The 12,252-nt window shown below is 60.4% G+C and carries 10 protein-coding genes; all 10 read left to right on the top strand.

Features of this window, described 5'->3' with window-relative positions; genetic code table 11:
• Positions 1 to 44: 44 nt before the first annotated feature.
• The 10 genes from nifD to ABID26_RS31160 all read left to right on the top strand — a co-directional run bounded on the left by nifD (position 45) and on the right by ABID26_RS31160 (position 12,231).
• Entirely contained in the window at positions 45 to 1,547 is a 1,503-nt protein-coding gene (gene nifD, locus ABID26_RS31115) for a nitrogenase molybdenum-iron protein alpha chain (protein ID WP_354417469.1), read from the top strand.
• A gap of 134 nt (positions 1,548 to 1,681) precedes the next feature.
• A complete protein-coding gene (gene nifK, locus ABID26_RS31120; RefSeq protein WP_354417470.1) occupies positions 1,682 to 3,223 on the top strand; it encodes a nitrogenase molybdenum-iron protein subunit beta in 1,542 nt (513 codons plus the stop codon).
• 60 nt (positions 3,224 to 3,283) lie between these two features.
• Entirely contained in the window at positions 3,284 to 4,774 is a 1,491-nt protein-coding gene (gene nifE, locus ABID26_RS31125; protein WP_354417472.1) for a nitrogenase iron-molybdenum cofactor biosynthesis protein NifE, read from the top strand.
• A 9-nt stretch (positions 4,775 to 4,783) separates the two neighbouring features.
• A complete protein-coding gene (gene nifN, locus ABID26_RS31130; protein WP_354417474.1) occupies positions 4,784 to 6,166 on the top strand; it encodes a nitrogenase iron-molybdenum cofactor biosynthesis protein NifN in 1,383 nt (460 codons plus the stop codon).
• On the top strand, positions 6,132 to 6,635 hold the full coding sequence (nifX, locus tag ABID26_RS31135) for a nitrogen fixation protein NifX (protein ID WP_354417476.1): 504 nt from the start codon (positions 6,132 to 6,134) through the stop codon (positions 6,633 to 6,635). Before nifN ends, nifX begins: the two co-directional genes overlap by 35 nt.
• A 12-nt stretch (positions 6,636 to 6,647) precedes the next feature.
• The gene (locus tag ABID26_RS31140) at positions 6,648 to 7,127 is read left to right on the top strand and encodes a NifX-associated nitrogen fixation protein (RefSeq protein WP_354417478.1); all 480 of its coding nucleotides are present in this window, start codon (positions 6,648 to 6,650) and stop codon (positions 7,125 to 7,127) included.
• A gap of 108 nt (positions 7,128 to 7,235) precedes the next feature.
• Positions 7,236 to 7,922, top strand: a complete 687-nt coding sequence (locus tag ABID26_RS31145) for a response regulator transcription factor (RefSeq protein ID WP_435528622.1) — start codon at positions 7,236 to 7,238, stop codon at positions 7,920 to 7,922.
• A 98-nt stretch (positions 7,923 to 8,020) separates the two neighbouring features.
• Positions 8,021 to 8,887 carry a universal stress protein gene (locus ABID26_RS31150; protein WP_354417482.1) on the top strand — a complete coding sequence of 289 codons (867 nt, stop codon included), beginning with the start codon at positions 8,021 to 8,023 and terminating at the stop codon, positions 8,885 to 8,887.
• A gap of 1,369 nt (positions 8,888 to 10,256) precedes the next feature.
• Complete coding sequence (locus ABID26_RS31155) at positions 10,257 to 11,483, top strand: TlpA disulfide reductase family protein (RefSeq protein ID WP_354417484.1); 1,227 nt, start codon at positions 10,257 to 10,259, stop codon at positions 11,481 to 11,483.
• A gap of 277 nt (positions 11,484 to 11,760) precedes the next feature.
• Positions 11,761 to 12,231, top strand: a complete 471-nt coding sequence (locus ABID26_RS31160) for a DUF269 domain-containing protein (RefSeq protein ID WP_435528623.1) — start codon at positions 11,761 to 11,763, stop codon at positions 12,229 to 12,231.
• Positions 12,232 to 12,252 lie beyond the last annotated feature (21 nt).

A 12,252-nucleotide genomic window follows, 5' to 3' on the forward strand; every position in this document is an offset into this window, starting at 1 on the left:
GCGCCTCGCCAGTGAGGCGTCACACGAACCTTGAAAGGGGTCCCATGAGCCTGGAATACGAAAATGACGGTGCTCTCCATGCGAAGCTTATCGAGGAGGTGTTGTCGCAATATCCCGACAAAACGGCGAAGCGCCGCAAAAAGCACCTCAACGTCGCAAAGAGCGGGGAGGAGGCCGGCGAGGAAGGGGAGGTCCTTTCCGAATGCGACGTCAAATCGAATATCAAGTCCATTCCCGGCGTGATGACCATTCGCGGCTGCGCCTATGCCGGCTCAAAAGGCGTGGTGTGGGGCCCGGTCAAGGACATGGTCCATATCTCGCATGGCCCCGTCGGCTGCGGGCAATACTCCTGGTCGCAGCGCCGCAACTACTACGTCGGCACGACCGGTATCGATACGTTCGGGACAATGCAGTTCACCTCCGATTTCCAGGAGAAAGACATTGTTTTCGGCGGCGACAAAAAGCTGGAACAGATCATCGATGAGATTGAAGACCTTTTTCCGTTGAACAAGGGCATCACCGTGCAGTCCGAGTGTCCGATCGGCCTCATAGGCGACGACACCGAAGCTGTTTCGCGCAAGAAGGCCAAGGAGATCGAAAAGACGATCGTGCCGGTGCGCTGCGAGGGCTTCCGCGGGGTCTCGCAGTCGCTCGGCCACCACATCGCCAATGATGCGATCCGCGACTGGGTGTTCGAGAAGAAGGCCGTCGAGTTCGAGGGTGGCCCGTACGATGTCAACGTGGTCGGCGACTACAATATCGGCGGTGACGCCTGGGCTTCGCGAATCCTACTTGAGGAGATCGGCCTGCGCGTCGTCGGCAACTGGTCGGGCGACGCCACGCTCGCCGAGATAGAGCGTGCGCCGAAGGCCAAGCTCAATCTCATCCATTGCTACAGGTCTATGAACTACATCTGTCGGCACATGGAGGAAAAGTACGGCATCGCTTGGATGGAGTACAATTTCTTCGGTCCCTCCCAGATCGAAGCCTCCCTGCGCAAGATTGCCAAGCATTTTGGGCCGGAAATCGAGGAGAAGACCGAAAAGGTGATCGCCAAGTACCGCCCCTTGGTCGAAGAGGTAATCGCCAAATACCGACCGCGCCTCGAAGGCAATACGGTGATGCTCTATGTCGGCGGCCTGCGCCCCCGCCACGTCATCACAGCCTACGAGGACCTCGGCATGGTGATCGTCGGCACGGGTTACGAGTTTGGCCACAACGACGATTATCAACGCACCGCCCACTACGTGAAGAACGGCACGCTGATCTATGACGACGTGACCGGTTATGAGTTGGAGAAGTTCATCGAGGGCGTCCGACCTAATCTCGTAGGCTCGGGGATCAAGGAAAAATACCCCGTGCAAAAGATGGGCATACCGTTCCGTCAGATGCACTCCTGGGATTATTCGGGGCCCTATCATGGCTATGACGGCTTTGCCGTTTTCGCCCGTGATGTGGATCTTGCCATCAACAACCCGGTCTGGGGCCTATTCGAGGCGCCTTGGAAAAGACGTCCGAGCCATGGACGGGCGATGGCTGCCGAATAAATGCCAGGCCCTCAGCCTGGCCTCCCCCAAGGAGACGATAAACCCCGCGACCCCGTGATCCGCGGAAGACCAGAAACGTTTGATGTTCCTGTCCCGCCGTATGGCGCGATCAGATAGAAAAAGAGGTAACCACCATGCCGCAGTCGGCCGAAAAAATTCTCGACCATGCGCCCCTCTTCCGCGAGCCGGAATACAGGCAGATGCTGGCCGAGAAGAAGCTGAATTTCGAATGTCCGCACCAGGATCAGGTCGTTACCGATCAACGCGAGTTCACCGAGACCTGGGAATACCGGGAAAAAAACTTCGCTCGCGAAGCGCTTGTCATCAACCCCGCCAAGGCCTGCCAGCCGCTCGGCGCGGTGTTCGCGGCCACGGGCTTCGAGCGAACTATGCCCTTCGTGCACGGTAGTCAGGGTTGCGTGGCCTACTACCGCTCGCACCTGTCGCGCCATTTCAAGGAACCTGCTTCGGCGGTTTCTTCCTCAATGACCGAGGACGCGGCAGTGTTTGGGGGCTTGAAGAACATGGTCGACGGGCTCGCCAACACGTATAAACTCTATGACCCGAAAATGATCGCCGTATCGACCACTTGTATGGCCGAGGTCATCGGCGACGACCTGCACAGCTTCATCGAGAACGCCAAGGAAGAAGGCTCGGTCCCGCGCGACTTCGACGTGCCCTTCGCACACACGCCGGCCTTCGTCGGCAGCCACGTCGACGGCTATGATGTTACGGTCAAGGGCATTTTGGAGCACTTCTGGAAAGGCGAGGAGCGAACGGAAGCCCCAGGAACGATCAACATCATTCCGGGCTTCGACGGCTTTTGCGTTGGCAACAACCGGGAACTCAAACGCCTGCTCGATCTGATGGGCGTGTCCTACACGTTCATCCAAGATGCCTCCGACCAGTTCGACACACCATCGGACGGTGAATACCGCATGTATGACGGCGGCACGAAAGTCCAAGACGTGAAGAATGCACTCAACGCCGAGGCGACACTTTCGCTACAGCATTACAACACCCGAAAGACGCTGGAATATTGCGAGGAGGTCGGCCAGGCCACAGCCTCGTTCCATTACCCGCTGGGTGTCCAGGCGACCGACGAATTCCTGGTGGAGGTCTCCGCGATCTCCGGCAAGGAAATCCCCGAGGCAATCCGACTGGAGCGTGGCCGACTTGTTGACGCCATGGCGGACAGCCAATCCTGGCTGCACGGCAAGAAATACGCACTCTACGGCGACCCGGACTTTGTCCACGCCATGGCCCGCTTCATCATGGAGACAGGCGGCGAGCCGACTCACTGCCTCGCCACCAACGGCACGAAGGCGTGGGAAGACGAGATGAAGGAGCTGCTTGCATCCTCGCCCTTCGGCAAGGGGGCTCAAGTCTGGGCGGGCAAGGACCTGTGGGCGATGCGATCGCTGCTCTTCACCGAGCCCGTGGACCTGTTGATCGGCAATTCCTATGGCAAGTATCTGGAGCGCGACACCGGCACGCCGTTGATCCGGCTGATGTTTCCGATCTTCGACCGGCACCATCACCATCGCTTTGCGCTCATGGGCTATCAAGGCGGGTTGCGCGTACTGACGACAATCCTCGACAAGATATTCGACAAGCTCGATCGCGAGACAAGCGAGACGGGGGTGACGGACTATTCTTATGACCTCACCCGCTAGGAGCGGCGGCCGGCTTTTAGGGCCGGTCCGTCTTCTCGATGGACTTTGGAGACCGACGCAATGTCCTCGCTCAATGCCAAAATCCAAGATGTCTTCAACGAGCCTGCCTGCGAAAACAACCGCGGCAAGGATGCCAAGGCGCGCAAACAGGGCTGCTCCAAGCCGCTGACCCCCGGGGCGGCAGCCGGCGGCTGTGCCTTCGACGGCGCAAAAATCGTGCTGCAGCCGATCACCGATGTCGCGCATCTGGTCCATGCACCGCTCGCCTGCGAGGGCAATTCCTGGGACAACCGCGGCACGGCTTCGTCCGGGCCAACGCTATGGCGTACAAGCTTCACGACCGATCTCACCGAACTCGACGTGATGATGGGGCAGGGCGAGCGGAAGCTTTTCAAAGCGATCCGCGAGATCAAGGAAGCTTACGCGCCGCCCGCGATCTTCGTCTATTCGACCTGTGTGACGGCGCTGATCGGCGATGACATCGAGGCCGTGTGCAAACGCGCGGCCGAAAAGTTCGACCTGCCGGTGGTGCCGATCAATGCGCCGGGCTTCGTCGGGTCCAAGAATCTCGGCAACAAGCTTGCCGGCGAGGCGTTGCTCGACCATGTCATCGGCACGGCGGAGCCCGACGATGCCGGCCCTTACGACATCAATATCCTTGGCGAATTCAACCTCTCGGGCGAATTTTGGCTGGTGAAGCCGCTCCTCGATCGGCTCGGCATCCGGGTGCGCGCCTCGATTCCGGGCGACGCGCGCTACCTCGACGTTGCATCAGCGCACCGCGCCCGGGCCACCATGATCGTGTGCTCGACCGCCCTCATCAATCTGGCGCGCAAGATGGAGCAGCGCTGGGACATCCCGTTTTTCGAAGGCTCCTTCTACGGCATCACCGACACTTCTGAGGCGCTCCGGCAGATAACTCGACTGCTCGTGCAAAAGGGCGCCGATCCGGAGATCCTCGGCCGCACCGAGGCATTGATTGCTGAAGAGGAGGCGATTGCCTGGAAGAAGCTCGCGGCCTACCGGCCGAGGCTCGAAGGCAAGCGCGTGCTTCTCAACACTGGCGGTGTGAAGTCCTGGTCGGTCGCCCACGCACTGATGGAGATCGGCATCGAGATCGTCGGCACCTCGGTCAAGAAATCAACGCCCGAAGACAAGGAGCGCATCAAGAAGATGCTCAAGGACGAGAACCACATGTTCGAGTCTATGGCACCGCGGGACCTTTATGCCATGCTCTCGCAACGCAAGGCCGACATCATGTTGTCGGGCGGGCGCACGCAATTCATTGCACTGAAGGCAATGACTCCCTGGCTCGATATCAACCAGGAGCGTCACCAGCCCTATGCCGGCTATGACGGCATGGTGGAACTCGTACGCCAGATCGACCTCGCCATCCACAACCCGATCTGGCGCCAGGTGCGGGAGCCACCACCGTGGGAGTGCCAGCTCGCCACAGGGGACGAACCGCCGAGCACAAAGAGTGAGACCGCGATCGTCCAAGGTTTTAAGAAATTCGCCGGCACGACGGCCGACGATTTCGGCGAGTGTTGAGGAAAGCCGATGGTCCGCATCCTTCCCCAGACAAAAGCCGCGGCGGTCAATCCACTGAAGTCTTCGCAGCCGCTGGGTGCAGCCTTGGCCTTTCTTGGGATCGATGGTGCGATGCCGTTGTTCCACGGCAGCCAGGGGTGCACCAGCTTCGCGCTCGTGCTCTTCGTGCGGCATTTCAAAGAAGCCATCCCCCTGCAGACTACCGCGATGGACGAAGTGGCGACGATCCTGGGCGGAGCGGATCATTTGGAAGAGGCGATCCTCAATCTCAAGACTCGCACAAAGCCAAAGCTGATCGGGGTCTGCACGACGGCGCTAACAGAAACCCGAAGCGAGGATTTCGCAGGGGATGTCACCAATATCAGGCAGAAGCGCGCGGAAGAACTCGCGGGTACGGAGGTCGTGCTGGCCAACACGCCGGATTTCGAGGGGGCGATCGAAGAGGGCTGGGCCAAGGCTGTCACGGCGATAATCGGAAGGATCACGCGGCCCGGCGAGCAGGCGCGGCAATCGAAGAAGATCGCGATCCTGCCTGGCTGGCATCTCACTGTGGCCGATATCGAGCATTTGCGTGACATGGTCGAAAGCTTTGGTGTCGAGCCGGTGATTGTGCCGGACGTCTCCGGCTCGCTCGACGGCACAGTGCCAGACCGCTGGATCACGACCACCTATGGCGGTACCAGCGTCGAGGACATCCGCGAGCTCGGCACGGCCGAACGATGCATTGTCGTCGGTGAGCATATGCGCCGCCCGGCCGAGCTGCTGCACAGGTTGACCGGCGTGCCTTACACAATCTTCCAGTCACTGGCTGGATTGAAGGCCGCAGACCGGTTCGTCTCGCTGCTATCAGCGATTTCGGGCGCGCCGGTGCCGGCCGGGGTCCGCCGGCGCCGGGCGCAGTTGCAGGACGCGTTGCTCGACGGACATTTCCATTTCGGAGGTAAGAAAATTGCGATCGCTGCCGAACCAGACCAGCTCTACCAGCTCGCGACTTTCTTCGTCGACATGGGCTCCGAAATCGCGGCGGCGGTCACCACGACCAATATGTCGAAAATTCTGGAAAAAGTACCGGCGGACTCGGTCCAGATCGGCGATCTCGGCGATTTGGAAGCTCTTGGCGCTGGCGCTGATCTCCTCGTCACCCATTCCCACGGCCGCCAGGCGGCGCAGCACCTTGGCATCCCGCTCATGCGCGTCGGCTTCCCGATCTTTGACCGGCTCGGCAGCCAACACAAGCTCACAATCCTCCATCAAGGTACCCGCGATCTGATCTTCGAGGTTGCCAACATCTTCCAGGCCAAACGGCATGCGCCGACGCCTGAGGCGCTTGATCCATTCACCCACCGAGAAATGCCAGATGAGCTCCGTTCGTCGCCTCTCGCTCGTCTCTGACGAGGTTCACGCATCGATGCCTCTACGGCAAGCCGGCGCTTTGCGCGTGGCGATCGCTACGCAAGACATGAAGAACCTCAATGCCCATTTCGGGTCGGCCAAGCGCTTTGCTGTCTACGACGTGACGCGCGAGGAATGGCAACTTGTGGAAGCCGTGGCCTTCGACGACGTTTCCGATGAGAGCGGGACGCATCGCAGCGAGGGCGACGATCGCATCACTCCGAAGGTGGAGGCGCTGACGGGCTGTCACCTCCTGTTTTGCCTGGCTATTGGTGGACCTTCGGCAGCCAAGGTTATTTCGGCGAAAATCCATCCGATCAAAGTGCCGCAGCCCCAAACCATCCAAGAGGTGCTGTTGCGCACGCAGACGATGCTCAGGAAGGCTCCTCCCCCCTGGCTGCGCAAGGTGCTGGGCCAGGCCGGCGTTGCCGAAAAGAAACCGTGCTTCGAAGACGAGGACTTCAAATGAGGAGTAGGCGAAATGCTTGACGCCGTGGTCAGCCCTGATGTCGCCGAGGATGAGGCGGCCCTTGCCACCCCGTTCGTCAAATGCCTCGTGCGGCTCATCCGTGCCCAGGATTCCTACGGGTCGTGGGAAGGCAAATCGGACGCCGAGCTCCTGGGCGACTTCATCATCTCAAAGGAACAGCGCCGTGCGATCCCGATTATCGGCGATCCCGATCCTGACCTCCTGTGGAGGCTCGACATGTTTTACACCGCCGTCGGGCTCGCGATCGAGGAGCGCTCCGGCCTGATGGCATCGCCGATGATGGAGATAAGCCATGAGGGCTTCGGGCGCGTGCTTTTCACGGCCGGGCGTTTGGTCGTTCTGTCGAAGACGCTGCGCGACGTCCACCGCTTCGGCTTCGAGACGTTCTGGAAACTCGCGGCGGCGGGTACGAAACTGGCCGGTGATGCGATCGCGGCCATTGAAGCCTATCCCGAGGTGGCGCGGGCGTGATGACCGCGATTTTCGAGCAAGGGGATCATGCCGGGCGTTGAAGACATACCATGGCCAGCCCACCCAACCGAGGCGGTCGATGCCGATTTGCTTCTTGGGGTAGCGCCGATGAAGCCATTGATCCTGATCTGTTCGCAAGATGCGGAGTTGTATCTGTTCCTGAGCCACATTCTGGGGGTGGACGGCTTCACGAGTGAGCCGGCAGGCGGCGTGAAGGAAGCACTTGCAGCGGCCGATGAACGAGAGCTCCAGGCGGTGGTGCTGGATTGCGGGCCAGCAAGCGCGACGGCCTCCACAATTTGCGCCAGGCTCAAGAGAGAGCCCCGGACCGGCGACCTTCCCGTGATTGCCCTGATCGCCCACGGCGCCGAGAACCAGCAACTCGATCTCTTGAAGGCAGGTATTGACCAGAGCTTTGTGCGGCCGATCGCGCCGGCCACGCTGCTTGACTGTCTGCGCACGAAGCTGGCGCTACCGAAGCCGAACGGCAGCTGGCTCTGCTGCGGCGGCCTTGAGATGAAGCTCGATGCCTACCGAGTTCGCGGTAATGGCCAAGACATCCATCTCGGACCGCTCGAGTTCAACCTGCTGCGCCATTTGCTTGAGGCTCCGGGCAAGGTCTTTAGCCGAGACGAGCTGATCGACGCGGCCTGGCCCGACAATATCCATATCGGTGCGCGCACCGTCGACGTCCATATCAGCCGGATCAGAAAGGCGCTGAAGGCGGCCTCGCCCGACAGCGTCATTCGTACCGTCAGATCGGCAGGTTACTCGCTGGAGAAGCCGGATGGTTGAATGGCAAGCCGGTTTGCCATTTCCCATCTCCCTCGCGAGGGCAAGTCTTGCGGCTTCGAAACGCCTGCAGGCACAACATACTCGAAAAGAAGCAGTCCATGGCCTTCAAAAGCGTACTCAGTGTGACGGGAGCTGACCACTCCGATAAGGACGTCACAATAGCTGCCGGCTTGTGTGCTGAGGGCGGTGCGAACCTTTCGGTACTTATTATGGCGTCTCCGCCGCTAGGCGGTTCCATCCCCGAGTGGCCAAAACGACGTGCAGCGGCCATTGCCAGACTGGAAAAGCGGTACAGGCAAATCGAGAAATTTTCACACGACATGGCCATTCTGGAAAAGACGTCCAGGGATATTCAAAAACTGCTGGCAGCCCTGTGGACTTGCTATGACGTCGACACCGAATACTGCGATCAGGCCAGCGTCGGCGACGCGGTGCGACAGCGGGCGCTCTGCAGTGACCTGACCATCCTCGGCCCCGCACTTCTCAACGACATCGACCTCGGACCTCTTGTTATCAACGGCAGCTTGTTTGATACCGGAAAGCCGGTGCTCGTCGTACCGAAAGGTGCCGAGGCGACTCTGTCGCCGCGGCGCGTGCTGGTCGGCTGGGATTCGCGCGTCGAGGCGTCCCGCGCGGTTCGGGAAGCGCTGGATTTGCTATCCGGAGCCGAGGAAGTTCGCGTCACCTTAGTCGATCCGGAGGTGACCTGCACCGGAAACGGCACCGAGCCGGGAGCCGACGTCGCTGCCTATCTGACCCGGCATGGTGCTCGGGTATCGGTCGACCGGCTGCCGAGCGCCGGCAAGCCGGCGGCAACGGTGCTCGCGCAGCACGCAATCGACACGTCTGCCGACATGATTGTCATGGGCGCTTATGGAAGCCGGCGGCTGCGGGAGCGGCTCTTCGGTGGCGTGAGGAGATGGATAGAAGCAAAGCCGCCATTGCCGCTGTTTTTGGCGCGGTGACGATTCCGAAGACGCACCGATGCTGTTCGAAGCTCTGCTTCCCTGGGTCGCCTATCCTGATGCCAAGTCGGCCAAGGTCGCGGCAAACGCGCAGGTTTTCGCGGAGCGCCTCGAGACAATTTACAAGCGCCTCGGCCCGAGGCATACCGCACGTCTCCAGTGTGCCCTTAGGATGGCTTCTGCTCGCTCGAGAAGATCCGTGAGCGGAACTTAAAGGCCGCGCCGACGTACTGGGCTTCTCAATGCAGTCAAAACTCAAGGGTTGCAGGTCGGCGTCAGGTCGAAAAAGAGAATCCTTTCGACGCGGCACGCCGTTCGGACCCGCATTGGCACCCGCATGGGCGAAATCACGGATCGCCCTCACTACTGGCTTGGGGCTGAACAACGCAATCATAGTGCCGCGGCCAAGACCCTCGACTTCGAGTCTGGACAGTCGGGCCCTTGCCGGATTGGGCGGCAAGCGATGGCATCAATCATAATGTCATTGGCTGAGATAGTAGAGCGGCGAGGACGGCCGCATCTTCAGTATATTCAGTCGGTCCGGCCCGATCCGCGAGGCGGTCGAATGGTTGTGGGCTGATCAAATCCGACAACGCTCGCATTCGCACCCCGGACGCGGGCGCCGCAGCGCCCGGGCGCTGGAAACACACAAGGTAACACAAGGCAGGAATGCCGCAGAGTTCACCGGCCGGCACCAATCACTCCCGGCCAGTCCGCCATGATCGTCATAGTCAATCTGACAATGGTGGCATTGGCGATGGCGGTAGTGGCGGGCCGCAGTTGGACAGGCGTCGTCGTGCAGGACGGCCATGTCACCAGCCGGGAAATTCAATCGCAAGGCGGGCGAGGGGGCACAGCGGCACGGGCTTCGAGCGGCCCCTTGCAATCGCAAATGCCGAGTTCCGCTACCGCTTGAGGGGCCGAACGGCACAAAGCTCAACCCAATGGGCGCAAAGCGGACGAACGATGATGACGAGCCTGGCGATAGCCGACGCAGTCATGATGTCCATCTGCTCATCCCTATGTTGAGTGGTCCGTGGCCAGGCTCTGCTGGCCGCGCACAGCGCGACGCATGTTCGAAACCCGACAACGGCGGCAAACATGTCGGGTTCAATACAACCGGCCGTCTTCGTCGCATGGTGGGTTTCAAACGAAATCACCCCTTACAGCACGCTGAGCACACTGGCACAGCCTTTGCTGGTGGAGATTCGGCAACACTGGATGCGGCAAGACTGAGTAAACGCTCAAGGCGCGCAGATGCGCGAGACGAGTGATGCTCGCTTTCCTTGAAACCGTGTGCCCCTCGCTTAGAGGGAAACAAGCTCGCGCGCAAAGTCGCGCAACCTTTGGCAATAGCCTGGAGAGCAACATGGCATTGCAGATGGAGTCACAGGCTCCCCCGATCAAGGTCGAGACCTGGCTGCGTGGCGAGCCGCTTGCGAGTTTCCAGCCCGGCAAAGTGTACGTCGTCGAGTTTTGGGCGACTTGGTGCGGACCATGTGCAGCGACGGCACTCCAACTGGTGCAACTGCAGGAGAAATACAAGGACGCCGGACTTGAGGTCGTCGGAGTCGCGGCCGATGAAGACGATCTCTCGCCAGTTGAGGCCCGAGCCAAGTTGGGCGCGTGGTTGGCCGAAAAGTGCCCGGATCTGAACTATCGGATCGCGTTCGACCCTATAGGCGAAATGAACAAGCTTTGGAGGGAGCCCAGCTTTTCGATCGGAATTCCGACCTCGTTCGTGATCGACCGGGACGGTCACATCGCCTTTATCGGCCATCCGAGGCACCTCGACGAGGTTTTGCCGAAGGTGCTGAACGGCAGCTGGCGCGCCAGCGATGAAGCGAAGAGCGCCGACACTGCGAGGATCGCCAGAAGCGGCGCACTAGCGCGCGAACAGGCCTTGAAGAAGCCGATCAATGACAGATTCTGGGCGGCGATAAAGGCAGAACATTGGGCGATGGCGCTCTCGGCGATCGAAGAGGGCATCGCCTTGGTTCCGGACGATATCAATTTTCGCCTGGCTCATGTTCATCTGTTACTTCACAGAATGCACGACATGCAAAAAGGCATGCCCGTCATGCGCCAATTGGTTCGCGACGCAATCGATAGAAACTCCGAGAACTGGATGCTTGCAGCGCTAGGCCAGCTCTTCGGTCCGGCGTACGACCATTCGCACTTTCCATCTGCTGAGCGCTTCGCGATGGGCAAAAAACTGTCCGAACACATCCTGGCACTCAATCCCCCGCAAGGCGACGGCGCTAAGTCCCGGTCCTATCCGGCGGTCGCTAGGTACTATTACGACAGCGGCAATAAGGATCGCGCGATCGAGTTGCTCAGGTTGGCACTGAAGTCGCTTGACGGTCCGGAGCTTATTCCAGACGACCTGAAACAGCACCTTCTACCGGATTTGCTGCAGGCCCTAGCCAGCTACAAGGGTGGGAGGGCCGTTACAGCGCTCTCTACGCGGCTCCGCAAAACATTTTCCGGACGGCACCAAAGCGCAATCGGCCGGGGAAAATACATAAAAAGGGGCGTCAATCTGAATGTTTACTGGCCAATTCGCCCATTTACCTGGCGTGACCGCAGCAAGTAGGCCCCATGCAGCACCGGGTGGATCGTTTGCGGCAGGTTCAAAGCTCGAATTTTGCGATGACCCGCGGCCGCGCAGCGGCGCAAGTGATGTTGGACGCGAATTCTCGCCGTGGTGGAAGGCCTCGCGGTCGAAGACGCGTCCAAGGCCGCTCACCGGGACATCGATTGCTTGGAATTGCCCGCTCCGAGCCGGGCATCGGCCGCGCACGTGCGCCCGAGCCAGGCGTTGCCGAAAAAAGAAATTCGAGGAAGAGGCCTGAACTGGGGAGAATATGAAATTGCCCGAAGCCGCGATCTGCGCTGCTATCAACGAGGACGAGGCGGCCCTTGCCACCCCGTTCGTCCAATGCCTCGTGCGGCTGATCCGTGCTGAGGAGTCCTACTGCTTATGGGAAGGCAAATCGGACGCAGCGCTGCTGGCCGGCTTCATCGTCACCAGAAAAACGCGCCGCGCGATCCCTGGCATAGGCTATGCCGATCCCCACGCGCTGTGGAGGCTCGACATGTTTTACAGCGCCGTCGGGCTTGCGATCGCGGAGCGTTTCCGCCTGGTGACATCGCCAATTGTGGAGGCCAAATCCGTGAGGCCTCTGGGCGCGGGCTTTTCGGTGCCAGGCGTTGGGTCGTTCTGTCCGGACATCTACCGGTTCGGCTTCGAGACGTTCCGACAACTGGCGGAAGCCGGTACGAAACTGGTCGACGATGCGACCGCAGACACCGAAGTCAGTCCCGACGTCGCGCTGGTGTGATGGAAGCCGTTTTCGAGGAAG

The organism is Mesorhizobium shonense (assembly GCF_040545255.1).
GTDB classification, from domain to species: domain Bacteria; phylum Pseudomonadota; class Alphaproteobacteria; order Rhizobiales; family Rhizobiaceae; genus Mesorhizobium; species Mesorhizobium shonense.

Coding starts and splice junctions, on each gene's coding strand:
- nifN (WP_354417474.1), top strand. CDS start 4,784: ATGGTCCGCATCCTTCCCCAGACAAAAGCCGCGGCGGTCAATCCACTG.
- ABID26_RS31140 (WP_354417478.1), top strand. CDS start 6,648: ATGCTTGACGCCGTGGTCAGCCCTGATGTCGCCGAGGATGAGGCGGCC.
- ABID26_RS31145 (WP_435528622.1), top strand. CDS start 7,236: ATGAAGCCATTGATCCTGATCTGTTCGCAAGATGCGGAGTTGTATCTG.
- nifD (WP_354417469.1), top strand. CDS start 45: ATGAGCCTGGAATACGAAAATGACGGTGCTCTCCATGCGAAGCTTATC.
- nifE (WP_354417472.1), top strand. CDS start 3,284: ATGTCCTCGCTCAATGCCAAAATCCAAGATGTCTTCAACGAGCCTGCC.
- ABID26_RS31150 (WP_354417482.1), top strand. CDS start 8,021: ATGGCCTTCAAAAGCGTACTCAGTGTGACGGGAGCTGACCACTCCGAT.
- ABID26_RS31155 (WP_354417484.1), top strand. CDS start 10,257: ATGGCATTGCAGATGGAGTCACAGGCTCCCCCGATCAAGGTCGAGACC.
- nifX (WP_354417476.1), top strand. CDS start 6,132: ATGAGCTCCGTTCGTCGCCTCTCGCTCGTCTCTGACGAGGTTCACGCA.
- nifK (WP_354417470.1), top strand. CDS start 1,682: ATGCCGCAGTCGGCCGAAAAAATTCTCGACCATGCGCCCCTCTTCCGC.